This is a genomic window from Endozoicomonas sp., from assembly GCF_965196975.1.
Taxonomy (GTDB): Bacteria; Pseudomonadota; Gammaproteobacteria; order Pseudomonadales; family Endozoicomonadaceae; genus Endozoicomonas.
On sequence record NZ_OZ239981.1, the window covers coordinates 5,156,763 to 5,172,927 of the forward strand.

The following is a 16,165-nucleotide window of genomic DNA, read 5'->3' on the forward strand; positions in this document are numbered from 1 at the left end:
CATTGTCGGCTGTCATAATAGCAATATTGGTGGCTGTCAAAGCCCACACTGGTACAGATTGAAATTAATGAAGTTTTCAAAAAATACGCTGGCGCTGGCTGTGATGACGGCCACAGTTTCTCTTGCTCAAACCGCTCCTGTTCTGGCTGAAACAGCCCTCCCCGGAAAAGAAAAAGCGTAACTATTCAGCACCCAGCAAAGGCGTATTGTTGTAATTTCGAACCGCTTTAAGAAGCGCCTGAAATATGTTCAACCCCTGCTTTTTAGCAGATGATAAATAGCTTCGGATTCGGGTAAACATGGTACCTCCGTCTTCGCTTCTGAAGCAGCCTGAGATCTTCTGCTTAAGTTTGGCCATCCTGGCATCACGTTCACTGCCATTGTTATCGAAGGGAATTGAAAAGTCCGACATGAAGCGCAACGTTTCAACCTTAAACTCAATAAGCCTTTTGAACAGGTTGTAGGCCTTGGTATTCCTGACCTTCTTACGTCCAAGCACCTGTCGTTGTTTTTCCATATAAGCGGTTTCCTTCGTGAGAGCCCTTTGAAGGATTTGGTCGTATATCGTCTCAATGCGAAGCTGTATTGCACCAGGCATTTGAGTCAGACCGGCTGCTTTGTATTTCTTGCAGAAGTGCCAGGAGAGCGTAAGCAATTTCATCAGCCGCAGAGCCAGCTTATTCGCATCCCTATCGACAACTCCCTGAAGCTCTCTCAGATGATGGGCATTACAAAGCACATGCACTGCCGCATAGGCAAAGTAGGACTTCCAATGATCGTGAACCAGAATGCCTGCAAAAGTCAGCAGGATGCCCATTGCATCCATTGCTTCACAACCTCGCCTTTCTGAGAGGTAGTAAAGCGTCCATTGGTCATCTCGCATAATGTGTAACCACCACAGTGAACCGTCAACCCGCATGCCAGTTTCATCCGCTCCTGCAACCGGACTTTCTTGTAAAGCATCGCGGATACTCTGCTCAGTAGAGGCCAGGTTCTCATGGGTATAGGCAACAAAATTGGCAACAGAGCCTGCGCTGACACTCATGCAATAAATAGTATTGAAATACTCAGACACCCGGTGATATGGGATGAAGTGATACTGGTTTAAATGAACAGCCATTGCCTGAGTCACTTCTCCGTATTGAGCAGCGGCTTTCACTCCTTGGGGAAACTCAGCGGTGTTCCGTTTACCACAAGGACATACTTTAACGTCTGCCCAGTACGCGGTAACTTCAAATTCTCCGGGTCTACCTGGATCAAAAACCTGTCGCTCAATGTATTTGGTGGGTTTAATATCGATAAGCGAAGACTGGCAACAGCAACATTTTTCAACCTTCAGATGCCTGACATAATCGGGTAAGGCGACACGTCTCAAACAAGAGCCTTGATGACCTTTCTGGCCACCTGGTTTATTGCCTGAAGATGGTCTAAGGCTTTTGGGGTTCGGTGTTTCCTGTGAGGAGCAGGGGGCTTCTTTGGAAGATGTATCACCTTTATCACTCCCTTTTTTACTGGGCTTTTGATAACCATCTGACGATGGTGGCTTACTACTGTTTTGACTGTTTTTATTAACCCTTTCTTCCAGTTCGCTGCAACGTTCCCGTAAAAGCGCATTCTCGGTCCGAAGCTCTTCATTCTCTTTAAGGAGAGCTTCGGTAAACGGAGTAGCTGGGAAGTCTGGTTCCATACTGGAGATTTGTTAGAAAAATTGAGTATAAGATGATGGTCGAAAAATCAGAAAATTCCAGATTTATATGAAGGGTGCTGAATAGTTACATCTTTGGTTCTTCAATGCATCAACTGACGTATGGTGTATCAGGCTCTAAAGACAGTTTCTCTCTGAATTACACCGACACTGATCTGGATAGCGGTGAGACGACGCCAAAGACACCAGAAATACCAGAAGCGGATTCCACAAAGTGGGGTATCTATGCACAGGACCAGCTGTTCCTGATGGATGACGCACTTGTGATTACGGGTGGATTGCGTTACGACGCGTTCAAGGCTAAGCCTGGCGGTGATAGCGATTACGCCGAGAGCAAGAATGATGCAGTGACTGCAAAGCTGGGTGGTGTTTATCACTGGACTCCGGGTTTCAGTACTTATGCCCAGTTCAGTCAGGGCTTCAAGGCGCCAACGTTACAGGACCTGTACTACTCATATACAGGAGGCAGTTACGAATTGGTGCCTAACCCAGATTTGAAAGCGGAAGAGAGCAACTCTTATGAGTTGGGTATTCGTGCAGAAAACCAGTTCGGTAGCCTTGAACTGGCCGGATACTACAATGACTACACCAACTTTATTGAAGAACGAACAGATACCAGCGACCCAGCATACCCTGATGGTAAGGTAACCAAAGTCAACGTAGGCAATGCTGAAATCTATGGTGCAGAGTTTACCGGTATGCTTTATCTGGATGAAGCATTCAATGCACCGGTGGGTATGTACTCTCGTCTTTCTATTGCCTATGCAAATGGTAAGAATAAGGATACGGGGGGCAGCCTGGACACCGTAGCACCTCTGACAACGATTGTCGGCCTTGGTTATGATGCACCCAGTGAAAAGTGGGGTGGTGCTCTGGATGTTACTCATGTAGCCGGCAAAACCGGTGGCGACTGGTCTGAAGAAAATAAAGACAATATGGATGCGCCTAGCTACACCGTCGTAGATATGACAGCGTACTATGAGCCAATGGAAAACATGATGGTTCGTGGTGGACTGTTCAATGCCTTTGATAAGAAGTACTGGCTATACCAGGATGTAACCGGTATTCCAGCAGATGATCAGGGCATTGATCGTAGAACTCAGCCTGGTCGTAATTGGGGTGTTAGCCTGAGTTATGACTTCTAAACCCATTATGTTCGGCCTTATTCTCTGAGGCAGACATTAAAAAACCCCACCTTCGAGTGGGGTTTTTTAATGTCTGCCTGATTAGCCGGCACATTTTAAACAATAGTTATCGTATAACTGTCTTTTAAGGCTTTTCTGCTGTTATAACAGGCATAGAAAAGGTCGCTAACAGCGCTTTGTGATCCGTGGGCCAGATATTCACTGGAGCTATAAAAGGATCTTCACTCATTTCCTCTACCCGTTGGTTCCTGACAATGGAACGGCTGGGGCCAATAATGACAATATCTTTCAGTGACAGGTTGTGTGACGGGTCATAGAAAATAAAGTCAATGCGATCCCGTTCATCCGCTTTTGGTGCCCAGGCCAGCTTGCTGACTTTCACGGCGGGATTGTCCGATGGAAAAGTAAAACCGGGGTGAGAAACCGGATCAGGGTATTGTTCTCGATAGGCGTCCTGAAAACCCGCTGCTTCAAGACTGAGGGTTGTTGGCCATTGAATAACCAGCCCCTGATGATCGTAAAGGTTTCGGGTAGTGGAAACCCAGTCCAGATGAGAGGGCTCATTAAAGTCACCCCCCAGTATGACCAGATTGCCTTCGCTTCTTTCTTTATTGGCGTCAGTGATGAAAGCCTGTATCGCTTCGTCCCGCTTGGATTTTTTGTTGTCCTTGAGAATGTCATCGATGTTCACAACGGGGGCATCCAGCTGTCGCCAGTTACTGCTGTGATAACCCCGGGGAAGGTATAAGCTGCAGTTTTTCCAATCCAGGTGAGCAGAGTAAAACGCTACTGTATGACCATCGACCTTTATTTTGGCTTTGGTAATTGAACCGTGGTTAAAGCTCACAGGGTACAGGGCGGTCTGCTCAATGATCGGATAGCGGGACAGTAAGCCTGTGTCCTCACTCTTTTCACCGTAATATTGGTAGCCTTTTTCCTTCAGAGAGTTAACCAGCCGGGTGTGAAGGTTTCGAAACCAGTAATTGCGAACTTCACTTAATGCGATCAGGTCCGCATCGGATCGCACGATCTCATCAATGATGGCGTCATATCCGCCCTTAACTTCGGTACCTTCCTGCCAGATGTTGAACTGCAGGACTTTTAACTGCTTCACCGGCTGGTTTCCCCCTTGAGCCATCAGGTGCAGTGGAAACAAAAGCATTACTGCCGTTACAAGGTGATAGAGCACGCTACTGGTCTTCATCTCATTTCCCCACTTCCCCAGGAACCGGTGACGCCAATGGCATGAAACCGGAAATATGAATAATATTCAGCTTTTATTATTCGGGATATTAATGCGGTGTTTCAAGGGAAAAGTAGAAATAGTTAAAAAGTGTCAGCGATCGCAATGGAATTGCAGAGAATAAGTTCCCACGGGGAGTCGTGGGAACGATTGGTAAGGAAGACCATGGACAGTACAGCCTGGCCATTTTCCTGGTATTGCCTGCTGTCAGAGTGCGTCAATGCTCATTCTTTGTAACCGAAGCTGTCAATTTTATCCCAGCGACGCTTCAGGTGATGGGCTGACATCTTGGGCTGACGGTCTCGGGTGAAAGCACCTTTTTTGTTCCCATCTACACGCATAATACCTTCCCAGGTCTGGAAGTCAGCAAAGTTCCACATCTGCTCCCCGACTACTGCGGGACAGCCATCAAAGGCCATATGCTGCTGATCCAGGTACTCGCATTGATACTCCTCAGACCATTGTACGCTGGGCAGTTTATGCATGCCGGCCATAGTGTCGGCACCGTACTCGGTGATTACTATAGGCTTGCCCTCGTTCGACCAGCCCTGCAGCTCCATGGCAAACATATTTCCGGCGTTGTCCATTTCCAGGCCACCCATCATATACCAGCCATAGTACCGATTCAGGCAGATAACATCGACGTACTGGTGAGCGCGGCAGGTACCGTACGGGGCCATCATAAAGTTGACCAGTGTCAGTGGACGGTTTTGTGGGTCCAGCTCACGGGCGTAGGAGAAAATCTCTTTGAAGTAAGGCTCCGATGCTTCCTGAGAAGTGTCTGGCTCGTTTGACAGTGCCCACATCACGACACAGGCATGGTTCTTGTCACGTTTGAATAACTCCGCAATGGCGTGTTTATGAGCTTCCATCCCCTGGGTTTGAACATCCGGACGATCAAAGAAGTTGGACTGGGACTGACCACCTGTTGCGGCAGACATAAAGTTCATCATGACATCAAACTGGCCAACGGCCGGTGTTTCATTGATAACCACCAGACCTTTGCGGTCAGCCAGTTGCATAAACTCTTCAGAGTAGGGGTAGTGAGAAGTGCGGATGGAGTTGGCTCCGATCCATTCCAGCAGTTCCATATCCCGCAGGTTCAGAGCGGCGTCGTAGCCACGGCCGCGGATTGCGGAGTCTTCGTGCTTGCCAAAGCCCTTGAAGTAAAAAGGCTCGTTATTAATCAGGAATTTTGTGCCCTCTACTTTAACGGTACGTACGCCAACCTCCAGTGGGTACTGGTCGATCAGCTGGCCATCGTCGCTCAGGCTGGCCTGCAGGGTGTACAGGTAAGCATTACCTGGTTGCCAGAGATTGACGTTGTCGATTTCCAAAACGCCTTCATTGCCTTCACTGGTCGCTACGGTTTTTCCTTCTTCATCCAGCAGCTCCACGGTGACATCACCTTGCCCCAGGGCGCTGATCTGGTAATCCACCTTGCCCAGATCCTGGTCAAAGTCGGTCAGCACCGTGATATCTTCGATCCGGCTTGTTGGCAGGGCCATCAGTTTAACGGCACGATGAATACCGGCGTAGTTGAAGAAATCAAAAAATGGTTTGATCTCGCGGGTACCGTTGGCATGTTTAACAATGGTGCCTGCCGGAATGGTGGAATGGCTGAGTTCATTATTGACGACAACCACCATTTTGTTTTTTTCGCCAAACTGAACGACATCATTCAGCTTTCCGGCGAATGGCATATAGCCACCGTCATGACTGACCACTTCTTCACCGTTTACGTATACGGTGGCTCGATGAGTAGCACTGCCGAAACGAACAAATACATCACGCATCTGCCACTCTTCAGCAACATAGAACTCGGTTTCATACCAGACATCGCCACAATGGTCGCGCAGGGCTTTCTCTGTCGTAATGTCGTTGTAGCTGGAAGGAACTGCCATCAGAGTGGTATCGGTCAGGCCATCTTTCCAGCCATTGGCACGACCTTCATTATTGTTGTCGAGCCGGAATTTCCAGATGCCACTGATATCGACAATGCGACGGGTTCTGGTTTCATGTGGGTAAAGAAATGCTGTCATGGTCTACTCCTGGTGAAACGGATTTTATTGTTGTTTATTAAACGACTTCCGGCTCTGCACTGGTTTCTTGACCTCCTGCTTTGCTGGAGGAGTCAAGGGTCCACATGCTTTTGTAGAGAAGCACGCAGATGGCAGCACATACGGCGGGCATCAGGAACATGATGGCCTTGATGCCCATAAGAGTGCTGTCCTTCTGTATTTCCAGGGCTGCATCATAGCCAATGACACTCAAGCCCATGCCGGCAATAAAACCGGCAATGGCCTGCCCCATTTTGCGCATGAATGAGTAAGATGAGTAGATCAGCCCTTCCTGGCGCTGGCCGGAAATCTCGTAGTTATAATCAATGCAGTCAGCAACATTGGCCCAGACCAGGATATGGGTGAGCATGAAAGCCGGGGTGCCAATCGCGTAGAAAACAAACAGGCCGGCAATCGATGTGGGTAGCAGGAAAGCAATTACTGAGGCAATGGCAACACCGGAAAATGCGCTGACCATGATTTTTTTGGTACCAAAGCGAGTGGTGAGCTTACCGATGACTGAGCCAAGAATAATGATGGCAGCGACCTGGAAAATGGCTGTCACACTGATGATCCAGACCGCTCCATCCAGATTTTGAGAGACATAATAATAAGAGATGGAGCCCTGTCCCATCATGGCGGTCAATATCAGCATGGAAGCAATGCTGACACAGATAAATGGCTTGTTTTTACTCATTGTGCGGAGTGTTTCGGCAAAACTGAGTGGGCTGCTTGTCTGTGCTGTGGGTGTGTATTTGATGTGCTCTTCAGTAAAACGATAGGCGACAAGGTGGCAAAGTAGAGCAATGCCACCCAGTAACGCAATGCTGTACAGGTAAGCCTGCCCCATAGCGTCAGCAAAAATTGAGAGAAAGAGGGGGACCACCAGGTTGGGGGCTACAGCTCCAATAACCCCTCCCATGGCTCGTGCCCCAGCCAGTGATGAACGCTCAGCGGGATCCTGGGTCATGACGGTAGCGAGTGAACCATAGGGAATATTGATGAAGGTGTAACACATACCCCAGGTGATATAGGTTACATAAGCCCAGATGAGTTTCTGGGTATCTGAAAGTCCCTCAGGAGCCCAGAATACGAGTATGCTGGAGACCAGCAGTAACCAGCTTCCTTTCAGGAGAAATGGCCGAAATTTATCGCCCGTTCCGTTATTTTTCTGGAAAAGCTTATCGCACAGTGTGCCCATCATCGGGTCATTGATTGCATCCCAGATTCTGGCCACCAGGAAAAGAGTGCCAGCCGCAGCAGCAGAAATACCCAGCACATCCGTGTAGTAAACCAGAAGAAATCCAGCGGTCATACCAAACGACAGTGTATTGGCAAGATCCCCAAGCCCGTAACCGACCCTGTTGGCTATTGTTAGTATTTTTGCCATTGAGTGTGTCCCCTGACATCGAACTGCATCTCGGATAAGCAGAACTTCAGACCCGTTCTGAGCAGTCTGGTTATATACCCAAAGGAGATGGATATAACGCTCTTGGTTCTCAAGATGACCAACCAATTCATTGTTTTTATAGTTTTATATTGCTTTGGTTTGACCAATTTTGTTGTTGGTCTTTGTTGATGCTGTGGCTATTTTTTATCTTTTTTTGTAGGATTTTTAAAGAAAAAAACGCTTAAGTCAAATATTGCAGGTAATAATACTTCACTTGTCGTTGATCAATTTTTGCGCTTTTTGGTATAACAGATTTCGAGTGATGTATTTATGGTCAGGTTAGAGGTCAATCAGTAGCCATAATGTTTTCCTGAAATTGTTTTTTAAGCATCGACTGTCTTTTAATTCGAATAACAGTGTTTGCTGTGTAGTTCGTGTCCTGTGAAGCAGGCCGATGGTAAGTATTATTGTAATGTCACTGAACTTACATTTACGAAAAAGAGATACACTGGTTATCTCTGTGGTGAAAATAAAAAGATCATCAGGCGCATAATGTTTGCGAACCTGTTGAAAGCCGAAGTGAATGAAATGACTAATAAGCTTTCTCTATTCGAGAACCAGATCAAAAAAATAGCGGCCAGGGACTATGACTGTGCCGAGCTGACGACCGGTATTGTTCATATTGGCCTCGGGGCTTTTCATCGTGCTCATCAGGCACTCTATACTCATGAAACCATTGCTGCTACCGGTGAATTCCACTGGGGAATCTGTGCTGCCAGTATTAATAGTAATCCGCCGCTGGCTCAGGAACTGCAGGCTCAGGGCAACGTTTACACCGTTACTGAGATCAACCCGGATGGTTCCCGGACTGTGAAACTGGTAACAGCCCTTATCCGATCGCTGGCAGCAAAAGACGACCGAAGACCACTGCTGGACATTATGTCTGCAGAGACCACACGCATTGTCTCTCTCACCATTACCGAAAAAGGTTACTGCCTGAACCCGGCCACCGGTGAACTGATGGTCGATAACGCTCTGATTGCCCATGACCTGGAAAACACTCGAAACCCAAAGACGGCGCTGGGGTTGATTGTTGCCGCACTGGTGCAGCGCAAGGCAAAGGGCATGCTGCCATTCACGGTATTAAGCTGTGACAACGTGCCGGACAACGGCAAACGTGCGCGGGCAGCGGTCATTCAGATGGCAGAAGCGATGGATGCAGAGCTTGCAGCCTGGATTCGTGAAGAAGTGGCCTTCCCATGCACCATGGTTGACCGCATCGTACCGGCCATGACGGAAGAAAGCTTTGCCGATGTCCAGTCTTACCTGGGCGTTGAAGACAAAGGTGCCATTGTGACCGAAGCCTACCGCCAGTGGGTGATTGAAGATCACTTCACCATGGGGCGTCCTGAGTGGGACAAGGTAGACGGCGCGATGTTCGTATCCGATGTACAGCCTTACGAAGAGATGAAGCTGCGCATGCTCAATGGCAGTCACTCCATTCTGGCTTACCTTGGCTATCTTGCCGGTTATGAAACCATTGATGCCTGCATGCAGGATGAACAGTTTGTGAAAGTGACCCGTCACTACATGAACAATGAAGCAGCAGTCACCCTGGAAATGCCAGAACCCACTGATTTTGCCAGCTACGCCGAGAAACTGATTGAGCGCTTTACCAACCCGGGCCTGAAACACAGAACCTGGCAGATTGCCATGGATGGATCCCAGAAGGTACCACAGCGCTGGTTGAACGCCGCAAGAACACTGCTGGCGGAAGAGAAGGCATTTGCTGCCATTGCACTGGGTATTGGTGGCTGGATGCACTACGTCTCTGGCACGGATGAGCAGGGCAATGCAATTGACGTCCGTGATCCGATGGCTGAACAGCTGAAGGCCGTTGCCATTGAGCATCAGGGCGAGCCTGCGCAGCTGGTGAAGGCTTTCCTGTCACTGGATGCAGTGTTCGATCCTTCCCTTGCGGCGAATGAGCGTTTTGTAGAAGCGGTAACCCACGCCTACAACACCATTCGTGAGCAGGGTGCCAAACAGGCGGTCGCTCTGCTGGCTGAAACTATTTAAACGACATATTTTGCCTCCTTCCGTAAACAGTGAAACCGGATGGAGGCAGTGTGATGGTTTGTTCACCTGGAAATAACCATGAATGACTACTTTCCAGGTTCAACTCCATGCAAACCTGTTGATGTTTGAGTCTTGAACAATTGATAGATGGTAATGCTGTTAGTAACCACAAATGTCGCTTCAATCAGGCTGCCGCCAATGGACCCGGTTAACAGGTTGTGAACGAGCCAGCAGCAGGAGTTCAACAGTATCAGCGATCGTAGTGGAATGCCTCTTGTGGAAAACAGGGCCCAGGTGGCAATGGCTGAACCAACAATGGTAGGTATCTCATACCACTGCTCAACATTGGGAAAGGTAAGGCCGATAAGCAGGGCGATGAAAATGGCCATCAGGACTTTTGATTGACTCTTAACTGATGCATAGCTGCGCAGGCCATTAATAACCGCACCTATTGCAGCCACTGTCGCACCCATCAGAAAAAAGTGCAGTGCCATCACAAAGCAGTAGCCAGTCATTTGATAGCGGAACTTCACGTCATCTTTTTGCCAGAAGGCCATGATGCCGATCAGGAAGGCGAATCCACCAACAAGTTGGGCAATAAACATCACTGTTTCTCTTTGAATGATCAGCTTGTTGGTTTGCAGGGCAATGTCAGGCTGATGGAATACTAATAATTAAATGTTAATTGTCGTTTATTATGCAGGCAGGGTTTATCGATTGAATACGTGGTATTTCTACGAAGATAAGAGAAGCCATAAGGCTTCTCTCATTAAGGGGTATCAATGACTCGTTTCAGCGTTGGCTTCATAACTTAAGCCATGGCCGAATGGGAACAGGGTATCTTCTTCAGCATATCCCGGAGCATCCGGTGCCTGGTCAACAATGGCACGCGCATTGTTTGCCAGAGATATTGGCAGTTTGCCCTGAGGATTAAACTGTCCTGAGACAACATCCATAATCGCAGGATCCGTTACGCCATAGGTGGCGAGAATCGCTCCGGCATTTTTCATGCCGCTGGCATCATCCAGAACAAACGGGTAGCGGAAGTAGATGGAGAGGATGGTGTTCTCAGCGCCTACTTCATTCATGACCGCTTGAATATCAGCAAGGCTGGGAGAGATTTTCCAGGAATGTTTGCCAACCATATCCGAGAATGCTAGGTAGTCCAGTTCATCCGGGTTCGCGCCTCCAAAATACAGGTTCGGGTCGGCACCTTCATTGCTGACACTGACACGGATCAGTGCATAGTCAGCGCTGTTTGCTGCGGGTCTCTGCTCACTTTGTTCAGCATCATAGCTGCCATCAATTACGCTAAAGCCCCACTGTGGGTCACCAGCGACAGCTGCATCCATTCCCATGGTGTAAAGCGTGGTTGGGGTTGCAACTGGTTCCGGCAATGGCAGCGTTTGATTCTGGTTTTGCAGAAGAACAATGGACTTTCGCTGGGCAAGGTCGGCTTTCTTCTGAAGCTCCTTGCTGGCAATCAGTGTTTCAGCATGGTCTGGATCAACATAGGGGTTCTCGAAAAGGCCAAGTTCGAACTGTTCTTTCAGCAGACGCTTAACGGAAAGGTCTATCCGTTCTTCAGCAACCAGCATCTTGTCAACCAGTCCTTTGATGGTGGCATTTTCATGGAAGCCTGACAGGACATCTGTACCTGCATCAATTGAGAGAACAATCTGTTCTTCAACGGTCAGGTCTTCAAGTCCCCAGGCCCGGTCACCAATAATGCCAGTATCAGAATTGACGTATCCGGTGAAGCCCAGTTCACCCCGCAGCAGGTCGGAAACTATCCCTTTTGAAAAGGCCATGCCGACGTCTCTCGGCTGATCTTCGCCTTCCAGTTGAATGCCATAACCCTGATCAACTGGAATACCGTAGTAAGGCATGATGGAGGTGGCGCCAGCATCAATCGCAGCCTTGAAAGGTTTCATATGGTAGTCAAACATGCCGGCAGGATAGATCTGGTTTTTGCCAAAATCATAATGGGGATCAGCACCACCTTCCTGTGGGCCACCGCCAGGGAAGTGCTTGATGGTCAGGGCTACACTGTCTTTATCCAGGCGTTTACCCTGGAGGCCTTCAACAATGGAGTAAAGAATGTTTGAGGCCAGGACCGCGTCTTCCGTAAAGGTTTCATGCACACGGTACCAGCGGGGTTCAGTGGCGAGATCCATCATGTAACCATACATGCTGCGAATACCCACTGCCGTCCATTCAGAACGCATGGTTTCCGCAAACTCTTTGATTAATTCCATATCGCCAGTTGCCGCAAGACCAGCCTCTTTTGGCCAGCTGGAGAATGAACCTGCGGAGACGTTAATTCCGGCTCTGGCATCAGGGTCAATATGGTTTCGGGCGTTGGATTTGAACAGTAAAGGAATACCCAGTCGTGTTTCTTCTGCCAGCTGTTGTACCTGGTTCATAAACTCGGCAGCTTCTCTGGCGGTAATCTGAGCCCCCGCCATTGGACTGCCATTTCCGTCACTGGGCTGTGGGTTATCGACAATCGCGTTGCGGAAAATGAAACGGGTCATTTTCTCCTGTTCAATGTATTGATAGGCCAGGTTTGATACATCACCACCAAAGTCGGCATTTAATGTATCAATCAGCAACATCCCTGATTTCTCTTCCAGTGTCATTCGACTGGTCAGATCTTCTGCCCGCTCCGTACTTGAGAGCCGCCAGTCTTCATAAGGTTCCAGAGTGCCATTGTTATTAGAGTCTTTAAAGGAATAGCCGGATACAGAGAGTAATGGTTTCGTTTGAGTGGATATTGCCGGTTGGGTAAAGCTCTGGCTGTTGTCATCATTGCTGTCAGAATCACAGCCGGCCAGCGCAATGGCGAATGCCAAAGGCGCAACTCTTAAAAGAGTGTGTTTCATGTTTTCCCCCGGTTAATCGACTTGCTTTGGTTTTTAACGGATTTCAAAAATTGAATAAAAAACGACTGTGCTTTCTTTTTTGATTAATCTGTTTTGGAGCTGATTTGATTTTTATTGTTATGGATACGTACTTTATTTAATGAGTACCTTTTTGATTAATTAACTGACGTTGATCATATTCATCGCTAATTGATTGCAGAACCTCCCAAAGGAGATCCTGCAGTCAATGACAATAATTAGAAGCCAAACATGCGTGGCAGTATCAGGCTGATGTCTGGAATGAAGGTAACCAGCAGCAGGGTGATAAAGAGCACTGCATAGAAAGGCAGGATGTTTTTAATGGCATCAGAAATCTGGACGCCACTGACCGAACAGCCCACAAACAGAGCGCTGCCTACCGGTGGTGTACAGATACCGATACAGAGGTTGAAGGTCATCATGATGCCGAAGTGAATTGGATCAATGCCCAGCTCCAGCGCTACTGGCAGCAGGATTGGGGTAAAAATCAGCATGGCCGGTGTCATGTCCATAAAGGTACCCACTAGCAGCAGGATCAGGGTGATGGTCAGCATGATGACGGTTGGGTTATCCGACAGTGCCAGCAGTGCATCAGACACCATATAAGGAATGTCAGCATTGGTCATGGCCCAGGACATGCCCATGGAAGCACCGATCAGCAGAAGGACGATGGCGGTGGTGATGGCAGAGTCCAGAATGATTTTTGGCAGGTCTTTCAATGACACTTCTTTATAAAAGAAAATGGCCAGTACCAGCGTATAGACGACCGCAATACCTGAAGCTTCTGTTGCAGTGAAGATACCACCAATAATGCCACCCATGATCAGGAATACCAGGAACAGGCTTGGTACCGCTTCCCAGGTGACTTTCAGAAACTGTCGGAAAGTAGGACGGGCTTCTACCGGGTAACCACGACGCTTGGCAATAATGCCGGCAACGGTCATGATGCCGAGTCCCATCAGGATACCTGGCAGGTAACCGGCCAGGAACAGGGCTGCAATGGAAGTACCGCCACTGACCAGAGAGTAAACGATTAGGGTGTTACTGGGGGGAATCAGCAGACCCGTTGGACAGGAGGCAATATTCACTGCTGAAGAATAAGCCGGATCGTAGCCCTTGCTCTTCTGAATAGGCGACATTACACCTCCAATGGCCGCCGCAGAAGCCACCGCAGAACCGGAGATGGCACCAAACAGCATATTGGCCATTACGTTACAGTGGGCCAGAGACCCTGGCAGGCGGCCGGTAAGAATCTGGGCAAAGTTGATAAGACGGGATGCGATACCGCCATTATTCATAATGTTGCCCGCCAGAATAAAGAAAGGAATGGCCAGCAGGGCAAAGTTATCAAGACCGGTTGCCATCTTCTGGGCAATAACGGCAATGGCAGGTTCAAAAGGCAGTGCCAGCAGTATGGATGCAAGGCTGGACAGGGCAATAGCAAAAGAGATGGGCACACCTAATGCCAGCAGGACGGCGAAGGTGCCAAACAGGGCAAGTATTGAAAGCCAATCCACGATGTTTCTCCAGTTTTTATGATAATGCCGGGACTCTTGATACCCGCATTGTTCAGTGATCAGGGCCAGCGTGATGAGACGCTGAAAAGCTGCTTAATACGATTCAGAGTTGTTCATCCATCAGGCATCAGCCGTGCCACGGAGGAGATTCATGATGCTGAGAACGCTGTAAAAAAGAATCAGTGCGCCAGATACTGGGATCGCCAGATAGACAAGGCCCATAGGCATACCGAGTGCTGGAGATACCTGCCCCATGGCGAGTACTTTCAGGAACAGTTTGCCGCCGCCGTAAATCATGATGACCGAAGCGAACAGGATGGTAGTGGCTTCAATGAACAGCTCGGAGATGCGTTTGCGTGTACCGGTCAGGTTCATGGTCAGCAGGTCAATAGCGAGGTGTTTTTTCTGGCCGGAAGTGTAGGCCGCACCGATCAGGCCGGTCCACATGAAAAGGTATCGGGCAAGTTCATCGGTGATGGTGCTTGGATCACCCAACAGGTATCGACTTAACACCTGCCATACCACGCAGGCAACCAACGAGCACGATAATAGAATCACCAGGCCTGCTAATGACCTGTTTACAACATTAATGAGAGCTTGCATGACAGCTTTCTACCTGTTTCCTGTCCACTTGCCCGGGATAAGGCAAACTGGTCTGACCAATATTGAGTGTGGCGCTATGATAGGAGAGAGTTACTGTCGTCTTGTTGATGCAGATCAAAGAGATGGGTATTGCAGAAAGGCTCTTTTATTTCAGTGTATTGCTGTATTTTTGTGCGCGGGGCTCCTTGTGTGGCAAGTCATCCCGGTTTATTTGATATTGGTCAACCTATTGGAAAATATCACAGAGATTTACAACTTCTGTCTTTTATTGGATGGTCCGACTGAGATAGCCTACCACTCATTGGTATAACAACTGCTTTGCCCCATTTCTTAAAAACAGCAAAAAGGTTATCTCAAATGGCAATCAATAAGCTGGTTAGTAGTATCGTCGCTACCGCCGTACTGGCCTGCAGTGCTTCTGTATCTGCCGCTACCCTGAAGTTGAGTCATAACCATGACCGGAATCACCCGGTGCATGAAGCTATGCAGTTCATGGCCAAGCGTGCCAAAGAGCTCAGCGGTGGTTCCCTGAAGGTCCGCATCTATCCTGATGCCACCCTGGGTACACAGCGTGAGTCTACAGAGCTGCTGCAGATTGGCGCTCTGGACATGGTCAAGTCCAATGCCAGTGAGCTAGAGTCCTTTGAGTCCACCTACTCTGCATTCAATATGCCTTACCTGTTCCGGGATAGAGACCACTTCTATCAGGTGACCATGGGTGAAATCGGTGAAAAAATCCTGGCCTCTTCTGAAGATAAAGGCTTTATTGGTCTGACGTATTACGATGCCGGTTCCCGTAACTTCTACGCAGCGAAGCCGATTCAGTCCCCTGCGGACCTCAAAGGCATGAAAGTACGTGTTCAGCCAAGCCCGACAGCGGTCAGCATGGTTCAGCATATGGGTGCATCCCCAACCCCTCTGGCATACGGTGAACTGTATACCGCACTGGACCAGGGTGTTGTGGATTCTGCAGAAAACAACATCACCTCCTTTGTGACCAGCCGTCATGGTGAAGTGGCCAAGCAGTTCAGCTTCAGCGAACACGCCATGATTCCCGACGTACTGGTCATCAGCAAAATTTCCTGGGACAAGCTGAGTGCTGACGAACAGAAAGCTCTGAAGCAGGCGGCTCTTGAATCTTCCATGGAGATGAAAGACCTGTGGGCTGAGGCAGAAGACAAGAATCGCAAATACGCAGAAGAAAAGATGGGTGTTACCTTTATGTCTATCGACAAGACACCTTTCGTAAAATCTGTTGAGCCGATGTACGTAGAACTGAAGAAAAACAATGCAGAGCTGTCTGCCATTGTTGAAGAAATCCGCAAAGCGGGCGCTTGATTCGCTCTCTTACATTGAAAAAAGGGCCGCTATTTGGTGGCCCTTTTTTTATGGCGTTTGCAAAACTGCGCTAAATCAAAATCTTATCATCATTCTATGAAAATAGGTTGATCCAATTTTCCTGATTTTGGTATAACAGGTTTGCAGAGATATGTTCGTCATTAACCCATCGATCAGTCAGC

11 protein-coding genes are annotated in these 16,165 nt (G+C 48.5%); 3 read left to right on the plus strand and 8 right to left on the minus strand.

Going from position 1 to position 16,165, the window contains the following annotated elements; genetic code table 11:
- Positions 1-181: 181 nt before the first annotated feature.
- Positions 182-1,687: an IS66 family transposase gene (gene tnpC, locus ACOCLE_RS22995; protein ID WP_419532963.1), complete on the minus strand. Its 1,506-nt coding sequence runs from the start codon at positions 1,685-1,687 to the stop codon at positions 182-184.
- Positions 1,688-1,761: 74 nt separating this feature from the next.
- On the opposite strand from tnpC, the gene ACOCLE_RS23000 reads away from it, so the two are divergent.
- Complete coding sequence (locus tag ACOCLE_RS23000) at positions 1,762-2,850, plus strand: TonB-dependent receptor domain-containing protein (protein WP_419534411.1); 1,089 nt, start codon at positions 1,762-1,764, stop codon at positions 2,848-2,850.
- A gap of 124 nt (positions 2,851-2,974) precedes the next feature.
- On the opposite strand, the gene ACOCLE_RS23005 is transcribed toward ACOCLE_RS23000, so the two are convergent.
- The 3 genes from ACOCLE_RS23005 to ACOCLE_RS23015 form a co-directional block, all read right to left on the minus strand.
- Positions 2,975-4,054 (minus strand): endonuclease/exonuclease/phosphatase family protein, encoded by a 1,080-nt coding sequence (locus tag ACOCLE_RS23005; protein ID WP_419534412.1) that lies wholly within the window; start codon positions 4,052-4,054, stop codon positions 2,975-2,977.
- A gap of 263 nt (positions 4,055-4,317) precedes the next feature.
- On the minus strand, positions 4,318-6,135 hold the full coding sequence (uidA, locus tag ACOCLE_RS23010; RefSeq protein ID WP_419534413.1) for a beta-glucuronidase: 1,818 nt from the start codon (positions 6,133-6,135) through the stop codon (positions 4,318-4,320).
- A gap of 37 nt (positions 6,136-6,172) precedes the next feature.
- A complete protein-coding gene (locus tag ACOCLE_RS23015) occupies positions 6,173-7,543 on the minus strand; it encodes an MFS transporter (protein WP_419534414.1) in 1,371 nt (456 codons plus the stop codon).
- A 588-nt stretch (positions 7,544-8,131) separates the two neighbouring features.
- Here ACOCLE_RS23015 and ACOCLE_RS23020 point away from each other — a divergent pair.
- A complete protein-coding gene (locus tag ACOCLE_RS23020; RefSeq protein WP_419534415.1) occupies positions 8,132-9,622 on the plus strand; it encodes a mannitol dehydrogenase family protein in 1,491 nt (496 codons plus the stop codon).
- Positions 9,623-9,708: 86 nt separating this feature from the next.
- Here ACOCLE_RS23020 and ACOCLE_RS23025 read toward each other — a convergent pair whose 3' ends face one another.
- From ACOCLE_RS23025 to ACOCLE_RS23040, 4 genes are all read right to left on the minus strand, one after another.
- Positions 9,709-10,227: a YgjV family protein gene (locus ACOCLE_RS23025; protein ID WP_419534416.1), complete on the minus strand. Its 519-nt coding sequence runs from the start codon at positions 10,225-10,227 to the stop codon at positions 9,709-9,711.
- Positions 10,228-10,401: 174 nt separating this feature from the next.
- On the minus strand, positions 10,402-12,507 hold the full coding sequence (locus tag ACOCLE_RS23030) for a glycoside hydrolase family 3 N-terminal domain-containing protein (protein WP_419534417.1): 2,106 nt from the start codon (positions 12,505-12,507) through the stop codon (positions 10,402-10,404).
- Between the two features lie 236 nt (positions 12,508-12,743).
- Positions 12,744-14,042: a TRAP transporter large permease gene (locus ACOCLE_RS23035; protein ID WP_419534418.1), complete on the minus strand. Its 1,299-nt coding sequence runs from the start codon at positions 14,040-14,042 to the stop codon at positions 12,744-12,746.
- Positions 14,043-14,162: 120 nt separating this feature from the next.
- Positions 14,163-14,645, minus strand: coding sequence for a TRAP transporter small permease (locus ACOCLE_RS23040; protein WP_020583227.1), 483 nt, complete (start codon positions 14,643-14,645; stop codon positions 14,163-14,165).
- A 357-nt stretch (positions 14,646-15,002) separates the two neighbouring features.
- Between ACOCLE_RS23040 and ACOCLE_RS23045 the strand changes: the two genes are divergently transcribed.
- Positions 15,003-15,983, plus strand: coding sequence for a TRAP transporter substrate-binding protein (locus ACOCLE_RS23045; RefSeq protein WP_020583226.1), 981 nt, complete (start codon positions 15,003-15,005; stop codon positions 15,981-15,983).
- Positions 15,984-16,165 lie beyond the last annotated feature (182 nt).